At 71.1% G+C, this 24790-nt stretch carries 28 protein-coding genes, 1 tRNA gene and 1 riboswitch; of the genes, 14 read left to right on the top strand and 15 right to left on the bottom strand.

What is annotated here, in order from left to right; translation table 11 throughout:
* Positions 1-529: 529 nt before the first annotated feature.
* The 3 genes from ACIBG4_RS26240 to ACIBG4_RS26230 are packed head-to-tail and all read right to left on the bottom strand — an operon-like array spanning position 530 to position 1901.
* A complete protein-coding gene (locus tag ACIBG4_RS26240) occupies positions 530-1255 on the bottom strand; it encodes a glycosyltransferase family 2 protein (RefSeq protein ID WP_397204068.1) in 726 nt (241 codons plus the stop codon).
* A complete protein-coding gene (locus ACIBG4_RS26235) occupies positions 1252-1557 on the bottom strand; it encodes a hypothetical protein (protein ID WP_397204067.1) in 306 nt (101 codons plus the stop codon). The genes ACIBG4_RS26240 and ACIBG4_RS26235 overlap by 4 nt, the downstream gene beginning before the upstream one ends.
* The gene (locus ACIBG4_RS26230; protein ID WP_175594545.1) at positions 1554-1901 is read right to left on the bottom strand and encodes an STAS domain-containing protein; all 348 of its coding nucleotides are present in this window, start codon (positions 1899-1901) and stop codon (positions 1554-1556) included. Before ACIBG4_RS26230 ends, ACIBG4_RS26235 begins: the two co-directional genes overlap by 4 nt.
* A gap of 229 nt (positions 1902-2130) precedes the next feature.
* Between ACIBG4_RS26230 and ACIBG4_RS26225 the strand changes: the two genes are divergently transcribed.
* A complete protein-coding gene (locus tag ACIBG4_RS26225; RefSeq protein ID WP_397204066.1) occupies positions 2131-2535 on the top strand; it encodes a hypothetical protein in 405 nt (134 codons plus the stop codon).
* 129 nt (positions 2536-2664) lie between these two features.
* Here ACIBG4_RS26225 and ACIBG4_RS26220 read toward each other — a convergent pair whose 3' ends face one another.
* Both ACIBG4_RS26220 and ACIBG4_RS26215 read right to left on the bottom strand, forming a co-directional pair.
* Positions 2665-3756, bottom strand: coding sequence for a sensor histidine kinase (locus ACIBG4_RS26220; RefSeq protein WP_397204065.1), 1092 nt, complete (start codon positions 3754-3756; stop codon positions 2665-2667).
* Between the two features lie 110 nt (positions 3757-3866).
* Positions 3867-4565, bottom strand: a complete 699-nt coding sequence (locus tag ACIBG4_RS26215; RefSeq protein WP_397204064.1) for a response regulator transcription factor — start codon at positions 4563-4565, stop codon at positions 3867-3869.
* A 94-nt stretch (positions 4566-4659) separates the two neighbouring features.
* On the opposite strand from ACIBG4_RS26215, the gene ACIBG4_RS26210 reads away from it, so the two are divergent.
* The 3 genes from ACIBG4_RS26210 to ACIBG4_RS26200 are packed head-to-tail and all read left to right on the top strand — an operon-like array spanning position 4660 to position 5769.
* Complete coding sequence (locus ACIBG4_RS26210; RefSeq protein ID WP_397204063.1) at positions 4660-4830, top strand: hypothetical protein; 171 nt, start codon at positions 4660-4662, stop codon at positions 4828-4830.
* 19 nt (positions 4831-4849) lie between these two features.
* Positions 4850-5071 carry a DUF6412 domain-containing protein gene (locus ACIBG4_RS26205; protein WP_397204062.1) on the top strand — a complete coding sequence of 74 codons (222 nt, stop codon included), beginning with the start codon at positions 4850-4852 and terminating at the stop codon, positions 5069-5071.
* 50 nt (positions 5072-5121) lie between these two features.
* Positions 5122-5769 carry a YidC/Oxa1 family membrane protein insertase gene (locus ACIBG4_RS26200; protein WP_397204061.1) on the top strand — a complete coding sequence of 216 codons (648 nt, stop codon included), beginning with the start codon at positions 5122-5124 and terminating at the stop codon, positions 5767-5769.
* A gap of 42 nt (positions 5770-5811) precedes the next feature.
* On the opposite strand, the gene ACIBG4_RS26195 is transcribed toward ACIBG4_RS26200, so the two are convergent.
* Entirely contained in the window at positions 5812-6249 is a 438-nt protein-coding gene (locus ACIBG4_RS26195; protein ID WP_397204060.1) for an ATP-binding protein, read from the bottom strand.
* A gap of 143 nt (positions 6250-6392) precedes the next feature.
* Positions 6393-8261 (bottom strand): PAS domain S-box protein, encoded by a 1869-nt coding sequence (locus ACIBG4_RS26190; RefSeq protein WP_397204059.1) that lies wholly within the window; start codon positions 8259-8261, stop codon positions 6393-6395.
* Between the two features lie 93 nt (positions 8262-8354).
* Between ACIBG4_RS26190 and ACIBG4_RS26185 the strand changes: the two genes are divergently transcribed.
* Positions 8355-8915, top strand: a complete 561-nt coding sequence (locus tag ACIBG4_RS26185; protein ID WP_397204058.1) for a methylated-DNA--[protein]-cysteine S-methyltransferase — start codon at positions 8355-8357, stop codon at positions 8913-8915.
* A 10-nt stretch (positions 8916-8925) separates the two neighbouring features.
* Here ACIBG4_RS26185 and ACIBG4_RS26180 read toward each other — a convergent pair whose 3' ends face one another.
* The 6 genes from ACIBG4_RS26180 to ACIBG4_RS26155 form a co-directional block, all read right to left on the bottom strand.
* The gene (locus tag ACIBG4_RS26180) at positions 8926-10269 is read right to left on the bottom strand and encodes a purine-cytosine permease family protein (protein WP_397204057.1); all 1344 of its coding nucleotides are present in this window, start codon (positions 10267-10269) and stop codon (positions 8926-8928) included.
* A riboswitch (TPP riboswitch) is annotated at positions 10260-10372 on the bottom strand. Its footprint overlaps the gene before it by 10 nt.
* 98 nt (positions 10373-10470) lie before the next feature.
* Positions 10471-11220 carry a GNAT family N-acetyltransferase gene (locus tag ACIBG4_RS26175; RefSeq protein ID WP_397204056.1) on the bottom strand — a complete coding sequence of 250 codons (750 nt, stop codon included), beginning with the start codon at positions 11218-11220 and terminating at the stop codon, positions 10471-10473.
* A gap of 54 nt (positions 11221-11274) precedes the next feature.
* Positions 11275-11598, bottom strand: a complete 324-nt coding sequence (locus ACIBG4_RS26170; RefSeq protein ID WP_310707619.1) for a rhodanese-like domain-containing protein — start codon at positions 11596-11598, stop codon at positions 11275-11277.
* Entirely contained in the window at positions 11595-12008 is a 414-nt protein-coding gene (locus tag ACIBG4_RS26165) for a helix-turn-helix domain-containing protein (protein WP_310707620.1), read from the bottom strand. The genes ACIBG4_RS26170 and ACIBG4_RS26165 overlap by 4 nt, the downstream gene beginning before the upstream one ends.
* Before the next feature lie 49 nt (positions 12009-12057).
* Positions 12058-12936, bottom strand: a complete 879-nt coding sequence (locus ACIBG4_RS26160; protein ID WP_397204055.1) for an Fpg/Nei family DNA glycosylase — start codon at positions 12934-12936, stop codon at positions 12058-12060.
* Between the two features lie 62 nt (positions 12937-12998).
* The gene (locus tag ACIBG4_RS26155) at positions 12999-13604 is read right to left on the bottom strand and encodes a TenA family protein (RefSeq protein ID WP_397204054.1); all 606 of its coding nucleotides are present in this window, start codon (positions 13602-13604) and stop codon (positions 12999-13001) included.
* A gap of 23 nt (positions 13605-13627) precedes the next feature.
* Here ACIBG4_RS26155 and ACIBG4_RS26150 point away from each other — a divergent pair, with 23 nt between their 5' ends.
* Complete coding sequence (locus ACIBG4_RS26150; RefSeq protein WP_397204053.1) at positions 13628-14287, top strand: GPP34 family phosphoprotein; 660 nt, start codon at positions 13628-13630, stop codon at positions 14285-14287.
* A gap of 44 nt (positions 14288-14331) precedes the next feature.
* Here ACIBG4_RS26150 and ACIBG4_RS26145 read toward each other — a convergent pair whose 3' ends face one another.
* The gene (locus ACIBG4_RS26145) at positions 14332-15639 is read right to left on the bottom strand and encodes an LCP family protein (RefSeq protein ID WP_397204052.1); all 1308 of its coding nucleotides are present in this window, start codon (positions 15637-15639) and stop codon (positions 14332-14334) included.
* A 264-nt stretch (positions 15640-15903) separates the two neighbouring features.
* Between ACIBG4_RS26145 and ACIBG4_RS26140 the strand changes: the two genes are divergently transcribed.
* The 3 genes from ACIBG4_RS26140 to ACIBG4_RS26130 all read left to right on the top strand — a co-directional run bounded on the left by ACIBG4_RS26140 (position 15904) and on the right by ACIBG4_RS26130 (position 18723).
* Positions 15904-16161, top strand: a complete 258-nt coding sequence (locus tag ACIBG4_RS26140) for a hypothetical protein (RefSeq protein ID WP_397204051.1) — start codon at positions 15904-15906, stop codon at positions 16159-16161.
* 151 nt (positions 16162-16312) lie between these two features.
* A complete protein-coding gene (locus ACIBG4_RS26135; protein WP_397204050.1) occupies positions 16313-17689 on the top strand; it encodes a hemolysin family protein in 1377 nt (458 codons plus the stop codon).
* On the top strand, positions 17686-18723 hold the full coding sequence (locus ACIBG4_RS26130; protein WP_397204049.1) for a hemolysin family protein: 1038 nt from the start codon (positions 17686-17688) through the stop codon (positions 18721-18723). The genes ACIBG4_RS26135 and ACIBG4_RS26130 overlap by 4 nt, the downstream gene beginning before the upstream one ends.
* A 332-nt stretch (positions 18724-19055) precedes the next feature.
* Here ACIBG4_RS26130 and ACIBG4_RS26125 read toward each other — a convergent pair.
* Positions 19056-19138 (bottom strand) — tRNA-Leu (locus ACIBG4_RS26125).
* 199 nt (positions 19139-19337) lie between these two features.
* On the opposite strand from ACIBG4_RS26125, the gene ACIBG4_RS26120 reads away from it, so the two are divergent.
* The 5 genes from ACIBG4_RS26120 to ACIBG4_RS26100 are packed head-to-tail and all read left to right on the top strand — an operon-like array spanning position 19338 to position 24776.
* On the top strand, positions 19338-20078 hold the full coding sequence (locus tag ACIBG4_RS26120; protein ID WP_310707628.1) for a DUF3662 and FHA domain-containing protein: 741 nt from the start codon (positions 19338-19340) through the stop codon (positions 20076-20078).
* A gap of 17 nt (positions 20079-20095) precedes the next feature.
* Complete coding sequence (locus ACIBG4_RS26115) at positions 20096-20566, top strand: FHA domain-containing protein (RefSeq protein WP_310707629.1); 471 nt, start codon at positions 20096-20098, stop codon at positions 20564-20566.
* Positions 20563-21897: a Stp1/IreP family PP2C-type Ser/Thr phosphatase gene (locus ACIBG4_RS26110; RefSeq protein WP_397204048.1), complete on the top strand. Its 1335-nt coding sequence runs from the start codon at positions 20563-20565 to the stop codon at positions 21895-21897. The genes ACIBG4_RS26115 and ACIBG4_RS26110 overlap by 4 nt, the downstream gene beginning before the upstream one ends.
* The gene (locus tag ACIBG4_RS26105; RefSeq protein ID WP_397204047.1) at positions 21898-23316 is read left to right on the top strand and encodes an FtsW/RodA/SpoVE family cell cycle protein; all 1419 of its coding nucleotides are present in this window, start codon (positions 21898-21900) and stop codon (positions 23314-23316) included.
* Positions 23313-24776: a peptidoglycan D,D-transpeptidase FtsI family protein gene (locus ACIBG4_RS26100; RefSeq protein WP_397204046.1), complete on the top strand. Its 1464-nt coding sequence runs from the start codon at positions 23313-23315 to the stop codon at positions 24774-24776. The genes ACIBG4_RS26105 and ACIBG4_RS26100 overlap by 4 nt, the downstream gene beginning before the upstream one ends.
* Positions 24777-24790: the final 14 nt, after the last annotated feature.

Here is a 24790-nt window from a genome sequence, read left to right as displayed (position 1 = left end):
CCGAGCACCCGGGTCGTCTGTCCCCAGGCTGTGGATAACTTCGCGTTTCTGGTGGATGAAGGAGTGGGGATTGTGCCGGAGGAGTGGCCGGAAAGGCCAGAATCGGGTTTCGGACGGGCGGGGGGGTGGGTTTCGGTCGCATCCGAGCTCGTTCTTGAGCGCCGGGCAGCTGCGTCGGGCAAGCTCCACCGGGCGAGCTGCGCCGGGTAGACCGCGCGTGCGGTACGTCAGGACATGTCTGGACAGCGAGGCGGCCCGAAACAGGGCCGGTCATTCGGCAGGTGCGCCCGTACCTGAGTCCTGGGATCAGCCGTGCGGGCGTGCCCGCGCCGATGGGCGAGGGAGACGGCGCGGGAGCCTGGGCACCGCCCGTGACGGTGGGGCCGGACGGGTTGCCGGGCCGGCTCCGGGCCGTCTCGGCGTTCGGGACAAGGCGACGGCACACGGAGCGGCCGAAAGGTGATTCGTGGGGGAATCCGCGGGGTGTGCAGGGTGGTGAGAGGGATCGACCGGGTTTGCGTGGAGCCGGTCAGCGGTTGGGGCGGAGTTTGTTGAGGTTTTGGGTGATTAGGGGCTCGCGGGTCGCCAGGGCGAGTGCCACGTCGCGGAGTTGACGGGCGCGGTGAAGCTGGGCGCGCCAGTCCGTGCCCGTCGCGCGGTGGCTCATCTCCACCTCGACCTCCACCACGCGGAACCCCTTGCGCAGCAGGTCGATGGTGAGCCCCGTCTCCACCCCGAACCCGTGGGCCAGTGGCCTGGCCGCCTCGAAGGCGGCGCGGGTGAGGCAGCGCTGGCCGTTGAGGGGCTGGGTGGCCGTGAACCCGGTGGCGCGGCGGATGCCGTCACGCGACAGCCGGACGACCATGCCGTGGCCGCCGAGCTTGACGCGCGCGGCGAAGACCGCGATGGACATGTCGGCCGTGCCCTCGCGGATCGGGGTGATCAGGGCGGCCGCCGCTCCGGCGGTCTCGCCGAGGTCGGCGTCCAGGAACAGTAAGTGGCGCGGGGTGTCGCCGTCGAGCAGGCGTACGGCTTCCGCGCCCGTCTCCATGGCGGCCGCCTTGCCGCGGTTGCGGCTGTGGCGTACCACTCGGGCGCCCGCCGCGCGCGCCGCCTTGCCGGTCTGGTCGGACGATCCGTCGTCGACGACCACGACCAGGTCGACTCCCGGGAGGGCCAGGGAGGCGGTGACGGTGGCGCCGATGCGTCTCGCTTCGTCCTTGGCCGGGATGATGACCGCCGTGTCGCCGCTCACTTCGCCTCACCGACAGAGGTGAGGGCGGGGATGCGGGTCCCCGCCACGCCGGGCACGGTCATCCGGTGCGGGCCGGGAGCGTGGGTCCGGCCCGCGTCCATCGCGGGAGTCCGTGTCGCGTACGGCGTGATCGCGGGAGTCCGTGTCGCGTACGGCGTGATCGCGGGAGTCCGTGTCGCGTACGGCATGATCGCGGGTTCCCTGATGACGGTGAGGTCTCTGCCGGCCGAAGGGCCCGCGGCCGGCGCGAGATCCGTGGTGGGCGAGGGGATGGGGTGCGGGCGGGTCAAGGGCGATCTCACGACCCCTCGGTGATCAGGAGTTCCTGCGGCACCGCGTCGTACACGGTGAAGACCGAGTCGAGCCCCGTGACCTGCAGGATCTTCCGTACGGCGGGACGAGGGGCGGCCACGTCGAGGGCGCCGCCCCGCTCCTTCATGCGTTTCAGCGCCGAGAGCAGGACGTTCATCCCCGTGGAGTCGCAGAAATCCACGCCGGACATGTCGATGACCACGCGGCTGGGCCCGTCCTGCAGCAGGCGAGTGAACTCGGACTGCAGGTGGGGTGCCGTATAGAGGTCGATTTCGCCGGTGATGGCGACGAGCGCCTGGCCGGCATGTGATCGAGTCGAGACCTTGAGCTCCACAGGGGCAGGCTAGCGGCGCGAAGCCTTCCGGTCACGTTGTCACGCCGAGAGGCGAACAGCAGGTTTTTGTCCTCCGTTTGGGCTTCACAGGAACGCAGAGTACGCGAAGCTTGACGGTGTGACACCGGCACGGCCGGAAGGGGGCGGCCCGGCACCCGCATCCGGAAACCACTCTGATCGCCGCATCGAGAAGGAGGGGCTGGGCGCGACTCACGGGCCCGAGTATCTGATGAACAGCGAAGAACCCGAAGATCCTCAGCGTCAACGGCTCCGCGAGCACCTGGAGACCATCCTCATCCGCACCGAGAAGGCCGCCCCCTGGAACGACGAGGTCGGGCGCCTGCGTGGTCTGGTCAACCACGAGGGGTTCGTCCCTGTACGTACCCGGCTGGCGATCGAGGACCTGGAGTTCCTCGCGGGCGCCCGCCGGGATGTGCTGGCATTCACCGAGTTGACGCTGCGCCTGCTCGACCTGCATCAGCCCAGGGACGCCGGGGGCATCACCAGCGACTCGGCCAATCCGATCCTGCGCTGCCGGAGCTGCATGTGGCGCTGGCCGTGCCCGACATTTCGCGCGATGTCGGAGTCGTTCGGCGGGACTCTCGACGGCGACACCCTCCCCGAGCGCGCATAGGACGGCGCCGGGCAGCGAGTGGCCGCCGGGACCGCATGGCGAGGCGCGATGAGGCCCGGCGGCCTGACGCGCCTCAGCGCGTCAGCGCACCAGCGCACCAGCGCACCAGCGCACCAGCGCGTCAGCGCGTCAGCGCACCAGCGGGAGACGGATCTCGAAGCGGCAGCCCGGGCCGTCGTTGACCACGCCGATCATCCCGTCGTGCGCCTCGACGATCCCCTGGGCGATGGCCAGTCCGAGCCCGGCCCCGCCCCCCTCCCGGGTCGGGGTACGAGCGGTCTCGCCCCGGAAGGCGACGTCGAACACCCTTGGCAGGTCCGCGTCCGGTATGCCCCCGCAGCAGTCCCTCACCGACAGGCAGGCCATGCCCGAGTCCACCTCGGCCCGCAGCACCACGGAGCGGTCCGAGGGGGTGTGCCGGATGGCGTTCACGACGAGGTTGCCGAGCGCCCGTCCCAGCGCTCCCGCGTCGGCCTCCACGGGCACCGCCTCGGCGGCCTCAGCGCTCAGCTTCACGCCCTTCGCCCTGGCCAGCGGCTCGGCCCCGGCGAGGGTGTCGGCCACCAGGTCGGCCAGGCCGATCCTGGCCCGGGACAGCCGCAGCGCCCCCGAGTGGATGCGTGACAGCTCGAACAGGTCGTCCACCATCGCCGACAGGCGCTCCACCTCCAGCTTGATCTGCCGGTGGTAGCGCCCGACCGTCGCCTCGTCGGTCACCACCCCGTCCTCCAGCGCCTCGGCCATGGCGCGCATCCCGGCGAGCGGCGTGCGCAGGTCGTGGCTGACCCATGCCACGAGTTCGCGCCGGGCGCCTTCGAGGGCGCGCTCGCGGGCGTACGCCTCCTCCAGCGTGTTGGCGATCGTCTGGAGCTCGGCGGGCAGGCCGGCCGGCGCGGTGAACGGCGGCTCGCGTACGGCGGCGACCAGTCGGCGGCTCTCGCCCACGACCCGCCTGGCCAGCACGTACGCCACTCCGAGCCCCACCAGGCCGCCCACCGCGACGACGCTGAGCACGATGTTCTTGACCTGACCCTCGATGATCATCTTCAGGGTGATCGCCACGACGCCGGCCAGGGTGGCCGCGATGGAGACGACCATGACCACGCCCAGCATCACGCCGATGGAGCGGCGGCGCAGCGCCCACATGGCCCACACCCCGACGAGCGCCACCAGCAGCCCGAGCCCGGCCGTGACCGCGACGATCATCCCCAGATCGCCCATCGCCGCAGCCCCGGCCGCCACAGGACCGCCAGGGAGCCGGTCGACAGGACCGCCCGGGAGCCGGTCCAGCAGAGCCGTCGGGAGGCCGGTCAGGAGAGGGGGCGCCGGGCTCATCCCGAGGTCTCCAGAGGCTCGAACCGGTACCCGACCCCCCACACCGTCACAATTCTGCGCGGCTCCGTCGGATCCACCTCGATCTTCTCCCGCAGCCGCCGCACATGCACCGTCACGGTGGACGAGTCGCCGAACGACCACCCCCACACCTGGTCCAGCAGCGCCGACCGGCTGAACGCCTGACGAGGGTTGCGCATGAGGTACGCCAGCAGGTCGAACTCCCGCGCCGTCAGCATCACCTCGGCCCCGCCCAGCCGTACCTCGTGCGCCCCCACGTCCACCATCAGGTCGGCGTCGCGCAGGACCCCCGTGCCGCCCGGCACGGAAGCGCCGCGCGCCCGCCGCAGCACCGACTGGACCCGCAGCGCCAGCTCGCGCGGGCTGAACGGCTTGGTGACGTAGTCGTCGGCGCCCGTCTCCAGCCCGACGACCCGGTCGATCTCCTCGCCCAGCGCGGTCAGCATGATCACGGGGACCGGCCAGCGCTCCCGGAGCTTGCGGCACACCTGGAGGCCGTCCACCTTGGGCAGCATGAGGTCGAGGACCATCAGGTCGGGCGGCCGGGCGAGGGCGCGCCGCAGCGCCTCGGCGCCGTCGCTCACGCACTCCACCTCGTGGCCGTCGCGCTCCAGGTACCGCGCCACCACCTCGGCCACCGTGGGGTCGTCGTCGACCACCAGGATGCGCGTGCTCACGTCTTCACCGTACGGCCGGCGCCCCCTGATGGGACACCCACGTCATCGGTTCGTAAGCCTCGCGGATCTTGGTCGGAGGACGTACGGTGGGCTCATGAGTCGAGTCGTCATGCTCGTGCTGGGAGCCCTGCTGGGGCTCTTCGTGCTGTTCACCTTCGTCCTGCCCATGGTGCTGGGACTCCTGAAGGTCGCGCTGATCATCGGGGTGGTGGCTCTGCTCGTCTTCGTCGCCGTCACCTTGGTCGGCAAGACGTCGTCGCGGTAGTCCCGGTCCGGGACCTGACGTGACCCTGTTCCTGCTGGACCCGTGGCTGGCCGGCATCACCATGGTGGCGGTCCTGCTCCTGGTGAGCTGGGCCGCCCGGCTGCTGCCCGTCGTGGGCGGCAGCGGGCCGAGCTTCCCGCTGGTGTACGCCCGGCGGACGGCGTTCCAGCGTCAGCGTGATCCCGGCGCCGCCGGTCGGCCGCGCCCGAGAGCGCCCTCTCCCAGCCCCGCTTCCGTCTAGCGGGGCTCGTCTCGTCGAGCCCTCGTCACCTGCACGTCGAGGAAGGGCTCATGATCGATTCTCTTGTCACGCTTCTCGTCGGCATGTCCGGAGGCCACGCGGCCGTCGCGATCGTGCTGTTCACGCTGGCCGTACGGCTGCTGCTGCTCCCGCTGAGCGTCCGGCAGGCGCGGGCCGCGCGCGTCACCGAACGCCTGGCTCCGAAGGTCCGGGCCCTGCGCAAGCGGTTCGAGCGCAACCCGGAGCGGCTCAGCAAGGAGCTGTCCCGTCTGTACGCGAACGAGGGCAGCTCGCCGCTGGCCGGAATCTTGCCCGGGATGGCCCAGCTGCCGTTCATGTGGCTGATGTACCGGGTGGCCACGCATCCGACTGCCTTGGCCGGTCATGACCTTCTGGGCGCCCCGCTGGGCCAGCAGGTTGCCGGAATTGTCACCCATTACGGACTGATCAGTTGGCCCTTTTCGGTCTTCATTGTGGTGATCGCCCTGGTCACGCTGGTGGCGTGGCTCCAGGCGCGCCGGATCAGGGCCACACTCCCCGAGGAGCAGCCGGCACTGATGCGGAGGATCATGCCGCTGATGCCCTTCGGCTCGGTCCTGGCGGCCCTGGTGATGCCGCTCGCCGCCGCCCTGTACCTGCTGGTGTCCAGCGCATGGACGTACGGTGAACGGACGGTGCTCGCGCGCCGGTTCGCCTGACGGAGAGCGGGCGAACGCCCGGACAAAAACCGAGAGGCCGGCTCAGCCGGCCTCTCGCAGGGCTGCGACCTGGCCTTTCATGGTGCCGTTGCCGTTGGGGGCCGGCAGGACGGCCCAGACCGTGGTGGTGTCGCCGTCGTGGCGCACACCCCAGCTCTCGGCGACGTACTCCACGATGCCCAGACCCCGGCCGCCGAGGGAGGACAGCGTGGGACGGCCCGCGCGCGGCTCGGTCGCCGCGCCTCCGTCGCTCACCGCGACCTCGATGTGGTCGTCGTTGCGCAGCCAGGTGACCTTGACCATGCCCGACGGCAGCGGATGCGCGTGCCGCAGCGCGTTGCTGAGCAACTCGCTCACCACGAGCACCGCATCGTCGATCGCGGCGGAGAAGACGCCGCAATCATGCAGGTCAGTGCTCAGACGCTGGCGGGCAACAGCGACGCTGGACGGCGCGTACGGCAGCAACACCACGCTTGACACACCCACCTCCCCGTCTTCATGTGCCCCCCGCGGGAACACTCCCCGGTACGACCGAAATGCCCCGTTACTCGATCCCAGAAACCGGATCTCGATCACAGCTTGTCCACATCGGACGATAGGTCAGCTCAACCGTGACCACCTCGTTACCACACCGGTGTGTCGGTTCCGATAGGAGCAGCCGCGTTGAGCACCATCCGCATCCGGGTGCCTCCTCCCGGTCGCGCATGGGCGCTCACGTCGCCGCCCTGGGCCCTCGCGAGGCTGCGCACGATGTAGAGCCCGAGCCCCACGCCGCCGAATCTCCTCCGGTCACCACTGTCGACCTGGACGAACCTCTCGAAGATCCGTTCCCGGTCGGACGCGGCGATGCCGACGCCCTCGTCGTCGACGACCACGACCACCCTGCCGTCCTCCGGCCATGCCTGGACCCTGATCAACCCGCCCTTCGGTGAGTACTTGAAGGCGTTCTCCAGCAGCTGGCCGAGCACGATGTCGGTGGCCAGCGCGTCGCCCTTCACCCACGGCAGGCCGCCGGGGATTTCCACCTCGACCCGATGCGTGTCGGACAACTCGGGCAATCCTAGCGTTGCCGCATTAATCCGCTCAGCCAGGTCGAATGCCTCCACCCGTACCTTGAGCTCGTCGGCGCCGGCCCGCGAGCCGAGCAGCAGGTGGTCCATGAGCGTCCCCAGCGACCTGGCCCGCTCGGCGATCGTGTGGACGGCGGAGCGGCGCTCGGGGTCGCTGAGCTTGTCCCAGCGGGCGTCGAGGGTGCTGGCGAAGCCCCGCACGATCGTGATGGGGGTGCGCAGCTCGTGGCTGGTCGTCGCCAGGAACAGGTCCTTGGCCTCCTCCAGCTCCTTGGCGCGCGTCACGTCGCGGAAGTCGACCACCATCTCGCCGGTCTCCTCCACGCGCGCGCTCACGACGTCGAGCCAGCGGCCCGTGTCGAGCTGGAACGTCAGCTTCTCCCCCGGGCTGGGCAGCGGGAACGGCGGCGGCCCGCCCCGCACGTCGTCGACGGGCAGCCCGGTGAGCTCGGCCGCCGCGGGGTTCCACCGGATGACGCGGCCGGCCCCGTCGAGCACGGCGATGCCGTCGGCGCTGGCGTCGAACACCGCCTGCTCGTGGGCCCGCTGCCGCACCGCCTCCTGGTAGGCCATGGCGTTGCCCACCGCGATGCCGGCGTGCCCGGCCAGCAGCTCCAGCAGCTCCAGCTCCAGGTGGCCGGGCTTGCGCTGGGCGTACAGGGCGTAGAGGGCGCCGTACGGCCGCCCGCCCACGGCGGCCAGCCCGAGCGCGATCGTGTGCAGGCCGGTCAGCTCCGCCCACAGCAGCTCGTCGAGCCCGTGGGACTCCAGCAGGACGGTCTTGCCGGTGCGCAGCAGCTTGTCCACGAGGCTGGTGCGCAGCCCGGCCGTGGCGCCCTTGAGCGTCTCGGGCAGCCGGTGGGTGCTGACCACGCGCAGCCGTTCGCCCTCGATGAGCACGAAGCCGCCCGCGTCGGCGCCCGTCAGCTCGGTCAGGCTGCCGGCGATCCGGTCGAGGACGGCGGGCAGCTCCAGCTCGGCGTTGATGTCGCCGACCACGTCGGTCAGCCGGCGTACCAGCCGGACCCGGCGCGCCATGCGCTCGCTCGCCGCCTCCTCGGCCGCCGCGCGGTGGTGGACGCACACGTATCCCACCACCGAGCTGCCCATCACCAGCGGCCCGATGTCGACCGTCACATCGAGCACGCTTCCGTCGCGGCGTAACCGCTTGGTGCGCAGCGTCACCTGGTCGCCGGTACGCGCGCGTTCGAGCACCGCGTTGTGCTCAGCCGTCAGCTCCCCCGGCACGATCGGCGCCCTGCGGCCCAGCATCTCCTCGGCGGTCCAGCCGAAGAGCCGCTCGGCGGCCGGGGTCCACACCAGCACGGTCTGGTCCCGGTCGAGCGCGATCAGCGCGTTGGGCGAGCCGGCGAGCACCGCGCGAGCGATCTCGTCGTCACTGCCGGCCCACTCGTCACCCACACCTCCATAGTGCCCGCGCTGCGCGGCCGCCGTCGGCCGATCCGTCCGATACGCTGCCGATCACGACCTACCAGGTGAGAAGAGGGTGAGCGGATGTCGAGCGGTGATCTCGATGCCCTGCTACGGGTGACCTCCGCCACCTACCGCGGGGAGAACCCGCCCGACGTCGCGTTCGGCACCTATGACGGCGCCGTGGGGCGGCTGGTGCTGGCGGTGTCCGGCAAGGGGATCGTGGCGTGCAGCTTCGAGGACGAGCACGCGGTGTACGAGCGGGTGACGCGGCACGTGGGCTCGTTCATCGGGCCCGACCCCGGCCGGCTGGACCCGGTGCGCCGGGAGCTGGACGCGTACTTCTCGGGACGGCTGCGGGCCTTCACCACGCCGGTCGACCTGGCCATCGCCACGTCGTTCGCGCGCACGGTGCTGCAGAAGACCATGGCGGTCCCGTACGGCACGACGGCGACGCTCAGTGAGATCGGCGAGCACATCGGCCGGCCACGCGCGCTGCGGGCGGTCGGCAACGCGCTGATGGCCAACCCGGTGTGCGTCATCGTGCCGTGCCACCGGATCGTGCCCGGCGACGGCGCGCTCGGCGACTACGCCGGGGGCGTGAACGCCAAGCGCCACCTCCTCACCGTCGAGTCCCGCTCCTGATCACGAGCTGTCAGACGCGGTCGGCGTAGGTCCGGCGCCGGGCCAGGCCGAGGGCGAGCGTGACCAGGGCGGCCACGAGCGCCGCGCCGAGCGCGCCGTTCATCCACGGCTGACGGGTGAAGCCGATCGCCTCGCGCACCCCGGCCCAGAGGCCGTCCCACGCCCCGACGGTCGGCGTCGAGGTGGTCAGCCAGTACGCGGCGAAGCCGAGCACCCAGGGCACCAGCATGGACCAGCGCGACGGCGCGTCCTCGTCGGTGTTCCACCGGGCGGAGCCGCCGAGCACGAAGTAGTCCACGGCGAGGACCGCGAACATCGGCACGAACACCGCGCCGATGATGCCGAGGAACGCCCCGTAGGAGTTCACGTCCACCACCAGCGCCACGGCCGTGGTGACCACGCCGATGGCGACGCTGAAGACGCGGCGGTCGACGCGGGGCATGAGGTTCTGCAGCGAGAGGGTGGTCGAGTAGACGTTCGCGAACGACTGGTCGGTCTCGCGCAGGACGAGCACGGCGAAGAACAGCGCGCCGAGCGGCGCCGCGACGAACGTCCCGAACACCGCGGTGCCGTCCGCCTGGACCGCGGCCGCCCCGGCGATGGCCACCGCGTACACGCCGAGCCCCAGGCAGGCCACCTGGGCCAGCGTGTAGCCGCCGACGACGCCGGTGAACGCGGCGGCGCTCGACCTGGAGTGCCGGGCGAAGTCGGCGGCCATCGGCACCCACGAGACCGACAGCGCGATCACGTAGTCGACGGCCGGCGCGAACGCGTGCCACGAGCCGCCGGCCTGCGGCTGAGCCTGGCCGAGGAAGTCCACGGCGAACCAGGCCAGCGCGATGACCACGGCGACCGTGACGTACCGGCGCAGCAGCCGCACCGAGCCGAGCGGCCAGATCGACAGCGAGGTGGTGAGGACCCCGGCGACGATCACCCAGACCGCGTACGGCACCGCCGGACCGAAGATCGCGCTCGCGCCCATGGAGATCACCCAGAGCTCGAAGGCGCCCCAGCCGACCATCTGGATGATGTTGAGCACCGTCGGCACGTACGACAGCCGTGCCCCGAACAGCCCCCGGAGCAGCACCATCGAGGGCCGTCCGGTCTGCGTGCCGGGGATGGCGGCCAGGCCCACCATGGCGGTGCCGACGAGGCTGCCCACGACCGCGGCGGTGAGGGCCGCGGCCACGCTCAGGGGCGCGCCGCCCAGCGGGTCGAGCAGGAAGAGCGCGCCGGAGAAGCCCAGCAGGCTCACCCCGAGGTTGGCCCAGAGCGCGCCCTGGTCCAGCACCCCGAGCGTCTTCGGCGGGGCCTCGTCGAGGGTCAGCGGGACTTCGTTGACGGCATGCGTCATCACACACTCCCTACGCCGGCATTACCCGGACAGGTTCATGCGGTCGGCAGCAGCGGTAGCTGCCCTCTCAGCCCGGTGGCCCCGAGCTCCCGCGGGATCTGTAGTTGTCGCGCGCCGGACCACCCTGGTCTGTGCCGGAGATGTCCTGGCGTGCGCCCTCATGATGCCTCATGCGCCGCCTGACGGCCACACCCGGGCCCGTCAGGGGGTGTAGACGTACGGGGTCGTGGTGCCGAGCGGCACGAAGCCGAGCCGCAGCAGGATCGGACGGCTCTCGCTGGAGGCGTCCACATGGAGGTAGCGGTAGCCCCGCTCGACGGCCACCCGCGCCCGGTAGGCCAGCAGCGCCCGGTACACGCCGCGCCCGCGCCACCCGACCACCGTGCCGCCGCCGAAGAGCCCGGCGAACTCGGTGTCCGGGTCCAGGTCCACCCGCGCCCCGCTGATCGGCCGGTCGCCGGCCATCGCGACGACCGCGGCCATCGACTCGGGCCGCTCGGCCAGCCGGCGGAGCAACTGGTCGCGCAGTCCCGGCACCGGCATGCCGAACGCCTGCTCGTGCGCCTCCATGAGCAGCTCGATCCCCGCCGGGTCCTCCGCTGGGCGCAGGACGACGCCTTCGGGCAGCCGCGGCTCGGCGGCCATGGCGGCGGCCTCCGCGGCCAGCAGCGTCTCCTCAGGGTCTGCCGCGAAGCCCGCGGCCGACAGCCGCTCCGCCAGGTCGGCGGGGCGGTCGTGGGAGTACAGCTTCCACTCGAACGAGCGCTTCAGCGCGGTGAAGTACGCCACCTGCGCCGCGATCTCGGCGTCGGCCGTGTCCTCGTCGAGGTCCGACCACAGGATGCTGTTCCAGCCGCCCTCGGCCGCCTTGCGCACCACGCGGCCCGCCCGCTCGCCCTGGCTGATTCGCACCTGGCGGTCGTAGGCCGCCAGCATCTCATCACGATTCACCGGCACAGCCCACCAGCACGGACGCGCGCGGGGCAACCGGATTAAGGGACCGGCTCAGGCCACGAACGGCGGCTGACCGGTCTCGCTGACCATCGGACGGCTCGCGCCCTCCCACGACTGCATGCCGCCGCCGACGTTGACCGCCTCGCGCCCCAGGTGGTTCAGCCAGGCCGCCACCTGGTAGGACCGGCCGCCGACCCGGCAGACGACGTAGACCTTGCCGCCGGCGGGGACCTCGTCGACGCGCCCCTGGATCTCGCTCATCGGGATGTGCACGGCCTCGGGAGCGTGGCCCGCCACCCACTCCTCACGCTCGCGCACGTCCAGCAGGAAAGCGTCGTCGGGTACGTCACGTGCCTCTACCTCGGGAACCGTCATGCGTCCATCATCTCGCGCCTTCGGTCGTAGGCCGCACGGGCCTCGGCGATCTCCCGCTGATGCCGCTCGGTCCAGGTGACCAGCGACTTGATCGTCTCGTGCAGGGTGCGGCCGAGCGGCGTGAGCGCGTAGTCGACGCGGGGCGGCACGACGGGATGGACGGTCCTGGTCACCAGGCCGTCGCGCTCCAGGTGGCGCAGGGTCACGCTGAGCATGCGCTGGCTGACCCCGTCGATCTCGCGGCGCAGCTCGCTGAAGCGCAGGCTTCGGCTGTCGAGCAGGGCGATGACGAGCAGCGACCACTTGTCGGCGACGCGGTCCAGGATCTGCCGGACCTCGCAGTCCTCGCGGGTGTCCCACTGCCGGACGTCGTAGTCGTCGGTGATGTCACAGGAGGCGTGGTCGTCCATGGCATCCATGCTGTCGCAGGGACCCTGCGGTTACAAGAGATAACCGACCCTACTTGAGCAGGCGCGACAGGCGCCGGTCGGCGAGCGGCTTGCCGCCGGTCTGGCAGGTCGGGCAGTACTGGAGCGAGGAGTCGGCGAAGGAGACCTCGCGGATGGTGTCGCCGCAGACGTCGCACGGCTGGCCGGCGCGGTTGTGGACGCGCAGGCCGGACTTCTTCTCCGCCTTGAGGTCCTTGGCGGCCAGCCCGTGGGCCCGCTCCATGGCCTCGCGCAGCGTCGTGACGATGGCCTCGTGCAGGTCCGCGATCTGCGCGTCGGTCAGCGAGGACGCGATCTTGAACGGGGACATCCGGGCCGCGTGGAGCACCTCGTCGGAGTAGGCGTTGCCGATGCCCGCGACGACCTTCTGGTCGCGCAGCAAACCCTTGATCTGCGTGCGGTTGCCGCCCACGATCTTCTTCAGCGTCTCGACCGTGAACGACTCCGCGAGCGGGTCCGGGCCCAGCGCGGCCACGCCGGGCACCTCGGCCGGGTCCCTCGTGACGTACATGGCCAGGCGCTTCTGCGTGCCGGCCTCGGTCAGCTCGAACCCCGGCGCCAGGCCCTCGTCGTCGGGCGCGAACCGCACCCTCGCCGCGAGCGGGCCCTTGCCGGGACGGACCGGCTTGGCGCCCGACAGGTCGTCGCGCCAGCGCAGCCAGCCGGCCCGGGCCAGGTGGATGACGAGGTGGAGCCCGTCGCAGTCGAGGTCGAGGAACTTGCCGTGCCGCGACACCCCGGTCAAGCTCAGCCCGCCCAGCGCGCTCACCGGTGGGTCGAAGGTCTTGAGCGCCTGGATCGCCACCACGTCCACGGCCAGCACGGTCCGGCCGACCGCCCGCTCACGCAGGAATCCGGCCAGGGACTCGACTTCGGGAAGTTCCGGCATGCCACCAGAGTACGGTCACTCACCGACAGCTTCCCGGACGCTCGCGGACACCGCTCCACGCGTCAGGGCACGTCCCAGAAGGCCAGCTCATGAGCCATGCCCTCGCGGAAGAGCCGCTCGGCCCGCACCGGGTCGGGAGCCGCCTCGTCGATCATCACGGCGATCCGGGCGGCCAGCGCGGCGAACCCCGGGTCGGCGTAGGTGCCCACCCACGCGCGGTAGCGCGGCTCGGCCGGCGGGTCCTGCGCCAGGATCCGGCCCAGCGTCGAATATCCCCACATGCACGGGTACAGCGCCGCCAGCCCGTCGGCGTACGTGGCCGCCGACTCGAGCAGGAAGGCCGTGTACGCGGCGCACGCCGGCCCCTTCACGGCTCCCTCCAGATCGGCGCCGAACTCGGCCGACATGGTTCGGTGCAGGCTCAGCTCGTCATGGAAGGTGGTGTGCGCCAGGTCCACCAGATCCCCCAGGTGGCCGTCCGGCGCCTGCCAGGCCAGCCGGGCGAAGACCCGCACGTAGTCGAGCAGGAACAGGTAGTCCTGCTCCAGCCAGGACCGGAACACCGCCTCGGGCAGGTCGCCGCGCGCTATCCCGGCGACGGTGGGGTGCGCGAGCTGGGCGTCGAGCAGGGGGCGGCCGGCGGCGTGCAACTTCTCGGAGATGGACATGAGCGCACGTTAGTGTCGGGGGCATGACTGTGACGATCGCCGAGGAACTCCTCCTGCTCGCCTACAGCGAGGACGAGGGCAGGCAGCTTGTCGGCTCCGCCCAGCTCGACCCCGCGTTGAGCGGAGCCCTCCTCGCCGAGCTGGCCGTCAACGGCCGGATCGAGCTGTCGGACAAGACCGTGACCGTCAAGGACCCCACTCCCCTCGGCGACGAGGAGCTGGACGCGGCCCTGGCCCGCATCGCGGCGGAGGGCAAGGAGCGCAAGCCCGTCTGGTGGGTGCAGAGGCTCATGGCCGGCAAGCCCCGCCCGCGGTTGCTGACCCGGCTCGCCGAGACCGGCGTGCTGACCGAGCAGCGCGGCAAGGTCCTGGGGATCTTCCCGACGACGCGCTGGCCGGAGGCCGACGGCTCCGTCGAGGCGAACGTCAGGGAGCGGGTCGCGAGCGCGCTGGGCGGCGCCGACCCCGACCCGCGCACCGCGGTGCTCATCGCGCTGCTGCACGCCGCCAAGATCGACCGCAAGGCGTTCCCGGGCGCGAGCAAGGAGCGCGTCAAGGAGATCGCCGAGGGCGCGTGGACGGCCGACGCCGTGGCCAAGACCATCGCGGCGATCAACGCGGCCATGATGGCCGCGGTCACGTCGGCCGCCATCGCGGCATCGACCAGCGCCGCCACCAGCTGAGCGCCCCCGGTCCCGCCCTCGCGGGACGGGACCGGGGCGGCCGGTCAGCCGGCGTCCAGGATCTCCTGCGGGACCGGCCTGTCGTTCTTGAGCGCGTCGAACAGCGCCAGCGCGCGGGTCCGGTCCCACTTGATCGCCGAGCCGCCGCCCGCGATCTCGTTGCCGCCGAACGGCACCACGGTCGTCACCGGGCTGTCGCCCATCGCCAGCCCCAGCGAGAGCATGTCGAGCGCGCCCGTGGAGGAGTCGACCGTGACCGCGTCCGTGGCGCTCATGGCCAGCGGGATCGAGGTGAAGGGGTTGAGCAGGACACCGGGTCCGGCGGCCTTCTTGACCACCGCGCCGAGGAACTGCCGCTGCCGCTTGGTCCGCTCGAAGTCGGGCAGCGCGCCGCCCTTGCGGGTGCGCACGTAGCCGAGGGCCTGGCTGCCGTTGAGCACCTGCTTGCCCTTCTTCAGCTTGAGCCCGGCCTTGGGGTCGTCCACGGCGGCCCGTACGTCGATCTCCACGCCGCCGATCGCGTCCACGATGCCCACGAACCCGGCGAACCCGATCTCCATGTAGTGGTCGACGTGCACGCCCGTGACGGTCTCGACGGTACGGGCCAGCAGCTTCGGACCGCCGAACGCGTAGGCGGCGTTGAGCTTGTTGCGGCCCTTGCCGGGGATGGTGACGGCCGAGTCGCGGGGCAGGCTGACCAGCGTCGGCTTGTCGCTGCCCTCGGGGATGTGCAGCAGCATCATCGAGTCGGTGCGCTGCCCGGCCGCGCGGCCGGTGGCGAGCTTGCGGCGCTGCGCCGCCGACAGGCCCTTGCGGCTGTCGGAGCCGACGAGCAGCCAGTTGGTGCCGGGGGTGTCGGCCGGGCGGCCCTCGTAGTCGTCGAGGACGCCGTCGATGCCGGCCAGCCGGGAGTCGATCCAGAAGAACAGCCCCACCGCGACGACCAGCAGCAGGGCCACCACGGCCGCCACGATCTTCGCGATGGTGGACCACGACGGCAGCCGCCTCGGCGAGCGCGACCGCGAGGGACCGGAAGGGCCCGACGGGCCGCCGGGCCCCGGGGGCCCGTCCCGCCGCCCGAGCGGTCTGACGGGCGAGTCGCCCGAGCGCTGCCTGCCGTACACGCGGGCGGCCGACCGGGGAGCGTCGCCGGCGGGCGAGGCGGGCCCGGAGGCGTTGGGGAGCAGGTGCGTGGGCGCCGACTCCGGCCCCGGCGCGGAGGGCCGCTGGTGGGCGGGCGCGCCGCCGGACAGCAGGCCCCCGTCGTTCCCGGGGGGCTTGTCGTTCCTGGAAGGCAGTGGGCGGCCGTCGCCCGGCGAGCGCATGGCCCGCGTCCGGTCGTCCTCAGACACGTCCCCCTACTTCCTTCGGCTGCCATAAACGCTACGTCGTACCTGCACCAGTGAAGCCTCCCCGCCGGGCATTTGCCACGGAAAAGTACGCGGAACCAGGGCCCGTATCAAAGTCCACGGTGGCCGACTCGACTTGACGGGTGGGAGATCGGCAACGAGTGAGGTCCCCGGTATGAGGGTTGATCGACCAAGATCAACCCTCGTACCGGAGACCTCGTCACCACCTTAGCGGGGACGCGGCGATTCGACCTGACCGATGCGCACGTGCTCGTCCCGCTCTCGCTCGCAGAGGCCGTCATCCTGCTCGGCGGAGGCTGGGCGCCCGGCTTCGTGACGCTCGCCGTACTGATCACTCTGGTCGGGCTGGTGACCGGGCCGCGCGACGCCGTCGTGCCCACCCTGCTCGCCGACCACGCCCCCGCCCGCCACCGCACCGAGGTCTTCGCCTGGCTCAGCACCTTCACCTGGGCCGGCTACGGTCTGGGCACCGCCGTCGCCGGCCGGCTCACCGGCCCCTGCTGACGCCCGCGCGCGAAACATACGCGCAGGAAACATAGTGGGGAGTCGGATCGTTACGGTTATGGACGACCTCTATCGAAGGGAAGATCGTGTCCGCTCCGGACCCTTGGAGTAGCAGCCCGTGCGGGTGCACGGGTTCCTCTGAGAGCTCACCATGGTGAGCGCCTATCTGGGCCTGCTGGCCCTTCTCCTTCTCACCGCGGCGACCGGGTACTTCGTCGCCCAGGAGTTCGCCTTCGTGGCGGCCGACCGGAGCGTCCTGCGCGAGCAGGCCGCGGCCGGTGACAAGGCCGCGGACAAGGCCCTCCAGGTGACCTCCCGCCTCTCCTTCATGCTCTCCGGCGCCCAGCTCGGGATCACGGTCACGGCGCTGCTGGTCGGCTTCCTGGCCGAGCCGGCGATCGCCACGCTCGTACGGCCCTGGCTGGACGGCCACGGGCTGCCCGACGCGGCCGTCACCGGGCTGTCGGTGGCGGCCGGCGTGGTCGCCGCGACCATCGTGCAGATGGTCCTCGGCGAGCTCGCGCCCAAGAACCTCGGCATCGCGCGGCCGGAGCCCGTGGCCAAGTTCCTGGCCGGCTCGACGCTCACCTACCTCGCCGTGGTCGGCCCGGTGGTCCGCCTGTTCGACTCGGCCGCCACCGGCGTGCTGCGGCGCGTCGGCATCGAGCCGGTCGAGGAGGTGGAGCACGGCGCGACGCCGGAGGAGCTGTCGCGGATCATCGCCGAGTCGACGCGGGCCGGCGAGCTGCCGCCGCGGCTGTCGGAGCTGCTGGAGCGGGCCCTGGAGTTCGGCGACCGCATCGCCGAGGAGATCATGGTGCCGCGCCCGCGGGTGGTCGCGCTGCGCGACTCACAGCCGCTCTCCGACCTCGTGCAGGTCATGCGCGACCGCGGCCACTCCCGCTACCCGGTGCTGGGCGCCGACGGCGACGTGGCCGGCGTGACGGGCGTGCGCGAGCTGCTGGCCTCCGGTCTCGACATCGGGGCGGACGGCACGGCAGGGGGCGGGACGGTCGGCGACATCACCAGACCGGCCCGCCTGGTGCCCGACTCGCTGCCGCTGCCGGCCGTGATCGAGCAGATGCGGGCCGGCAAGGACGACATCGTCTGCGTCATCGACGAGTACGGCGGCCTGGCCGGCGTCATCACCATCGAGGACCTGGCCGAGGAGCTGGTCGGCGAGCTGGTCGACGAGAACGACCCCGAGCCGGCCGGCGCCGTGGAGCGCCCGGACGGCGGCTGGGACGTGCCCGGCAGCCTGCGGCTCGACGAGGTCGAGCGGGCCACCGGCGTGGCCCTGCCGGAGAGCGACGACTACGACACCCTCGCCGGTCTCATCCTGGCCAGGCTGGGCCGCATGGCCGAGGCGGGCGACCAGGTGGTCGTGCCCCTCACGGCCGAGCCCGACCTGTTCGCCGAGGACGACGGCCAGGAGCGGCTCGCCGAGCTCACCGTCGTCGCGCTCGACCGCCGGGTGCCCGGACTGGTACGCCTGTCGCCGGTGCTGCAGACGGAGGCCGCCCGATGACGATGATCCTGCTCAGCCTCGTGCTGCTGGCGCTGAACGCGGTCTTCGTGGCCGCGGAGTTCGCCTTCGTCTCCGCGCGGCGCCACCGCCTGGAGGAGGCGGCGAGCGGCGGCAACCGGCTGGTCCGCTTCGCCGCGAGGTCGGCGGTGGGCGGCGGACGCCAGCTGTCGATGATGCTGGCCGGGGCGCAGCTCGGCATCACGCTCTGCACGCTCGGCCTCGGCCAGGTCACCGAGCCCGCGATCGAGCACTTCCTGGAGCCGGTCTTCGCGGCCCTCGGCGTGCCCGAGTCGCTGCGGATGCCGATCGCGCTGACCATCGCGCTGGCGCTGGTCACGTTCCTGCACATGGTGATCGGCGAGATGGCGCCCAAGTCGTGGGCGCTGACCGCGCCCGAGCGGGCCGCCATGCTGCTGACGCTGCCCTTCCGCGCGTTCGTGACCGTGACGCGCCCGCTGCTGTCGACGCTGAACGGCCTGACGAACCTGATACTGCGCGCCTTCGGCGTGCGGCCCCGCGACGAGCTGGCGACGACCCGCACCCCGCGGCAGCTCGCCATGCTGGTGGGCGAGTCCGGCCGGATGGGGCTGCTCGACCGGGAGGAGCACGACCTGCTCACCCGGGCGCTGCGGCTCCAGGCCGAGGGCATCGAGCGGCTCATGGTGCCCATCGGCCACGCCGTGACGGTGCCGCCGGAGGCCGGCGCGGAGGCCATCAGGCGGACCGCCCGCGACAGCGGCCACCTGCGGCTGCTGGTGGGCGTGCCCGGCGACATCAGGGGCGTCCTGCACGCGCGTGAGGCGCTGCTCCAGCCCGACGCCACGGCCGAAGGGCTGGCGCGGCCCGTGCCGCGGCTGGCGTGCGTCACGCAGGTCCCTGAGGCCGTGACGGCGCTCCAGGACGCCCGCGCGCACCTGGCGCTGGTCACGGACCAGGGCGGCGAGGTCATCGGCATGGTGACGCTCACCGACCTGATCGGGGAGCTGCTGGACACCCGCGCCGCCCTGGCCGCCCCCGCCATGGCCGCCGTCTGAGAACGCCGCGGCCGGTCCGGAAACGGGCCGGCCGCGGCACTCAGGCTGACTCCCGGCACTCAGGCTGACTCCCGGCACTCAGGCGGACTCCCGGGGAGGGGCTCCGGCGCGCGCCTCACCCGGGCGCCCATGCTCCGCTGTGAGCGAAATCTCACCGTGAACCCGGCGAAAGCAGTCCGAAGGCGATCTGCAAGTGGCCCGCCCCACACTCATCGCCGGGGGAGCGCCAGCCGCAACCTCTCAGGTTCCTGGGAAAGAAAAAGCCCCGGCTCTTGCGAACCGGGGCTTGTCTTCGTCAGTGTGGTTCTGCCGATTTCATCGGCGAACCTGAGTGGGCGAGGAGGGATTTGAACCCTCACGTCCTTTCGGACACACGGACCTGAACCGTGCGCGTCTGCCGTTCCGCCACCCGCCCTTTGTTGGGTGCGGAGAAACAGTAGCACGGAACAGCCGCTGGTACTGAACCCGGATACGATCGCATAAGACACGGGAGCGGATGAGCTGGGCGCGACGGCTGACCAAGCGCCTGGACCGCCGTGACGTGGGACGAGCGGAGCCAGGCGCGCGAGCGCCTGGAGGCCGCGATCATATGCACGGAGGAAGGGAGGTACCCGGTGGGAGTCCTTCAGCGCTTCGAGCGAAGGCTCGAAGGCTTGGTTGAGGGGGCCTTTGCGCGGGCGTTCAAATCTGACCTTCAGCCGGTCGAGGTCGCCAGCGCGGTTCAGCGGGAGATGGACGAGCGTGCGGCGATCGTCGCACAGGGTCGCACACTCGTGCCCAACGACTTCGTGGTGGAGCTGTCCACGACCGACAGCGAGCGGCTTGAGGTCTACGCCGACAGCATCAGCCACGAGCTGGCCAACCTCGCCAGGGAGTACGCCAAGGAGCAGGGCTACTCCTTCGTGGGACCGGTCCGGGTGCGGTTCGAGACGGCGGCGGACCTCGCTGTGGGTCTGTTCCGCATCAGGTCGGGCGTCATCCGCGGCGCGACGGTGGAGCAGGACGAGATCCGCCAGCCGGCCAGCGACCTGCCCCCTTCCCGGCCCAACGCGTTCGGCGGGCGGCCCCGGCTGCTCGTCTCCACCCAGGACGACCCGCAGGGTGACCGCTCCTACGAGCTCACCACGCCGGTGACCCTGCTCGGCAGGGGCACCGACTGCGATCTCCGCCTGGTCGATCCCGGCGTCTCACGCCACCACGCGGAGCTGCGCGTGGAGGGTCCCCAGGTCTTCCTGGTCGACCTGGGTTCGACCAACGGCACTTTCGTCAACGGCCAGCCGGTACGCAGAGTCGAGCTCCAGAACGGCACGCGAGTGACGTTGGGGCGCACGACTCTGGTGTTCCGGCGCGATTAAGGGTAGACAAACGGTCCATGTCCGAGCTCACGCTGCTGCTGATCCGGCTCGCCTTCCTGGCGGTGCTGTGGTTTTTCGTCATTGCCGCAGTCGGCGTGATCCGGACTGACTTGTTCGGATCACGTACGGCTCCCTCGGGTCCGCGTAAGACCGCGAAACCCGCCAAACCGGTGGCCAAGCCGAAGAGCAAGAAGGGCGAGCCACGCCAGCTAGTCGTGACCGGTGGCCCCTTGCAGGGCACCACCATTAACCTCACGGAGACGCCCATCACCATCGGCCGGGCGAACGACGCCACGCTGGTAGTCACCGATGACTACGCATCCAGCCGGCATGCCCGGCTCTTCCCTCAGGACGGTCAGTGGATCGTGGAAGATCTTGGTTCGACCAACGGCACGTACCTCGACCGCTCAAAAGTCACCCGCCCGACCCCGGTGCCGCTCGGTGTTCCGATCCGCGTCGGCAAGACAGTCATTGAATTGCGCAAATGACCATCGCACTCCGCTACGCCGCCCGCTCGGACGTCGGCCTCCTCCGCGAAGGGAACGAGGACTCGGCGTACGCGAGCGGCCGCCTGCTGGCCGTCGCCGACGGCATGGGCGGGCACGCACACGGCGAGGTGGCGAGCTCCGTCGCCATCGCCGCAATGGCCTCCCTGGAGGAGGCCCAGCAGGGCGGTGACCTGCTCAACGCCATCGAGGCAGCAGTACGCGACGCCAACCGCAGACTGCACGAGATGGTGGGGCGGGACCCGAGCCTGAAGGGCATGGGCACCACGCTCACCGCCATGCTCTGGCACGGCACCCAGGTGGCCCTGGTGCACGTCGGCGACTCGCGCGCCTACCTGCTCAGACGCGGGGAGCTCTACCAGATCACCCACGACCACACGCTGGTGCAGCAGCTGGTCGACGACGGGCGCATCACCCCCGAGGAGGCGGCGACGCACCCGCAGCGCTCGATCCTGCTGCGGGCGCTCGACGGGAGCGGTGAGGTCGATCCCGACCTCACGCTGCGCGAGGCCCAGCTCGGCGATCGCTACCTGCTGTGCTCCGACGGGCTGTCGGGTGTGGTGAGCGCGGAGACGCTGCACGCCACGCTGACCAACATCGACGACCCCGAAGAGGTCGTCCGGCAGCTCATCGACCTGGCCAACAGGGGCGGCGGGCCCGACAACATCACCTGCGTGCTGGCCGACGTGCTGGAGATCGCCGACGACCAGCAGGCGCCCGCCGAGGCCGCGGTGGTGGGCGCGGCCGGCATGGACCGGCTGAGACCCGGCCCGCAGGAGACCTCCCCGGGGCGATCGAGCGCGGTGACCGCGCCCCAGCCGGTGATCACTGACGACGAGTTCGACGAGCCGGGCGCGCAGGCGACCCGGCGGTCGGGCGGCCGTCGTCGCGTGTGGCCCGTGCTGGTCTCCGTGCTCGGCGTCGGGGCGGTGGTCGCCGGTGTCGGCGGCTACTTCGGCTGGCAGTGGACCCAGGAGCAGTTCTTCGTCGGAGCAAGGGGCGGCGAAGTGGTCGTTTTCCAGGGCATCCAGCAGGAAGTCGGCCCGCTCCAGTTCTTCTCGGTGGCCAAGTACACCGGAAAGCCCGTGTCCCGGCTCTCCGCCCCCGACCAGGCGCTCATCGAGGACGGCATCGAGGTCGCCAGCGTCGACGAGGGCCTGAAGAAGATCAACGGCCTGAGGTTCGCCGACGACCAGACCGGGTCGAAGGACAAGGCCGTAACCGACGCGAGCGCGTCCCCGTCCCCCGACAGCGCCAAGGCGTCCCCCAGCGCCACGAAGGCATCTCCGAGCCCCACGAGGACGAAGCCCTAGATGAGCGAGATGGCCGCCTCCCCCGTTCCCATGCCCGCCAAGCGCCGAGGGGCGCAGCTTCTCATGCTGGCGCTGGCCGTCGGCATCGTGATGTTCGCCTACGCCTACGTGGGCCTGGCCGTCGACGGCAAGGTCCCGGCGGGCATGCTGACGTACGGCCTGGGTCTGGGCGGTCTGATGCTGGCCGCCTATCTCGTCCTGGCCAAGTTCGCTCCCTGGGCCGACCCTCTGATCCTGCCGCTGGTGACCCTGATCAACGGTCTTGGCCTGGTGATGATCTACCGGCTCGAGGCCGCCAAGATGCCCGGCGCGTCCGCTGCCAACCAGATCATGTGGACCGGTCTCGGCGTCGCCATGTTCTCGATCACGCTGATCGTGCTGCGCGACCATCGCATGCTCCAGCGCCTGACCTACACCGCGGGCGCCGTCGGCCTGGTCCTGCTCGCCATCCCCGCGGTGCTGCCCGGCAGCCTCAGCGAGGTGCAGGGGGCCAAGATCTGGATCCGCATCGGCGGCTTCTCCATCCAGCCGGGCGAGTTCGCCAAGCTGGCCCTGGTCGTCTTCTTCACCGGCTACCTGGTGGCCAAGCGCGACGTGCTGGCCCTGGCCGGGCGCCGGCTGCTCTTCATCGACCTGCCCAGGGCCAGGGACCTCGGCCCGGTCCTCGTCACCTGGGGCTTCAGCCTGCTGGTGCTGGTCTTCGAGAAGGACCTGGGCACCTCACTGCTGCTGTTCGGCACGTTCATCGCGATGCTCTACATCGCCACCCAGCGCACGTCGTGGGTGCTGATCGGCATCCTGCTGTTCGTCGGCGGCGCCTTCGTCGCCGGGCAGATCTTCGACCACGTAGGTGCCCGATTCGACGTCTGGCTGGACCCCACCAACAACATCTTCTACGGCAACGATGACATCTGCCAGCAGGACCCGCCGGGCAGCCCGATGTGCGGCAAGAGCTACCAGACCATGCAGGCCCTTTTCGGGTTCGGCGCGGGCGGCATCCTGGGCACCGGGCTCGGCCAGGGGCACCCCTACCAGATCCCGCTGTCGTTCTCCGACTTCATCTTCGCCGCGACCGGCGAGGAGCTGGGCCTGACCGGCCTGATGGCACTGCTCATGATGTACGCCCTGCTGGTCGAGCGCGGTCTGCGCACCTCGCTCGCCGCCCGTGACCCGTTCACCAAGCTGCTGGCCGGCGGTCTGTCCTTCCTGCTGGCCTGGCAGTTGTTCATCATCGTCGGCGGCGTGACCAACCTCATCCCGCTCACGGGCCTCGTCACCCCGTTCATGTCGCAGGGCGGCTCGGCCCTGCTGGCGAACTGGATCCTCATCGCCCTCCTGGTACGCACCTCCGACGCGGCGCGGAAGCCACCGCCGCAGGCGATCCAGAACGAAGGAATGACGCAGGTGTTCCAGCGATGAACAGCACCGTCAAGCGCATCGCCGTGGCCTGCCTGGCCATGTTCGCGCTGCTCATGGTCAACGTGAACTACGTCCAGGCGATCAAGGCCGGCACGTACTCCGAGGACCCGCGCAACATCCGCAACTTCTACGAGCGCTACGCCGTGCAGCGCGGGCGGATCACGGCCGGTGGCAAGGAGATCCTCGCCCAGTCGGTCGAGACCGACAGCAAGGAGTTCCGCTTCGTCCGGCAGTACACCGACGGCAAGCTGTACGCGCACGTCACCGGCTTCTTCTCGCCCGAGAGCGCGGACGCCATCGAGGCCACCGAGAACAAGCTGCTCGACGGCTCCAGCTCCGACCTGCTGCTGCGCCGCAGCATCGACCTGTTCACCGGTGAGCCCACCAAGGGTGCCAACGTCGACCTGACGATCAACCCGAAGGCGCAGAAGGCCGCGTACGACGCCCTGCGCGGGAGCGGCAAGCGGGGCGCCCTGGTGGCGCTCAACCCGAAGACCGGTGCGATCCTCGCGATGGTGTCGCTGCCCACCTACGACCCGGCCGAGCTGTCCGGCACCAACAAGAGCAAGGTGTTCGCCCACTACGACGAGCTGGCCAAGGAGAAGGGCCAGCCGCTGCTCAACCGCGCCATCCGCCAGACCTACCCGCCCGGCTCCACGTTCAAGGTGGTCACCGCGGCCGCGTACCTGGAGGACGACTCCTCGCGCGGGCCGGACACCACCGTGGACGCGCCGCAGCGGCTGCCCCTGCCCGGCACCACCATCAGCCTGCCCAACTACGGCGGCGCCGCCTGCGGCGCCGGCAAGGTCCCGCTGGTCTTCGCGCTGGAGAAGTCCTGCAACACGCCGTTCGGATCCATCGGCATGGAGCTCGGCTACGACAAGATGAAGGAGCAGACCGAGAAGTTCGGCATGGGGGAGCAGCTCGGTGTCCCGATGTCGGTGACCCAGAGTGACTTCGGCAAGGAAGAGGACAAGGCGGCCCTGGCGATGGCCTCGATCGGGCAGCGCAGCAACCGGATGACGCCGCTGCAGATGGCCATGATCGCCGCGGGCATCGCCAACAACGGCACGGTCATGAAGCCGTACCTCGTGAACAAGATCACCGACAGCAAGGGCGACTCGATCGAGGACGCCGACCCGCAGGAGCTGAGCGAGGCGGTCAGCTCCGAGACGGCGGGCAAGCTGCGCGAGATGATGGTCAGCGTCGTCAACAACGGCACCGCCAACCTCGCGCAGATCCCGGGCGTCCAGGTGGCCGGCAAGACCGGCACGGCCGAGACCAGCGACGGCCAGCCCCCGCACGCGTGGTTCATCTCGTTCGCCCCGGCCAATGACCCGCAGATCGCGATCGCGGTCATCGTCGAGTCGGGCGCCGCCAACGTGGGTGCCGAGGCGACGGGCGGCCACACCGCCGCGCCGATCGCCAAGCAGGTGATGGAGGCGGTGCTGAAGAATTGATCGACGGCAACGTG

The sequence above is a fragment of the Nonomuraea sp. NPDC050383 genome, assembly GCF_044459125.1.
GTDB lineage: Bacteria > Actinomycetota > Actinomycetes > Streptosporangiales > Streptosporangiaceae > Nonomuraea.
Note: the sequence above shows the minus strand (reverse complement) of the source record. Positions and strands in the feature narration are given on the sequence as shown.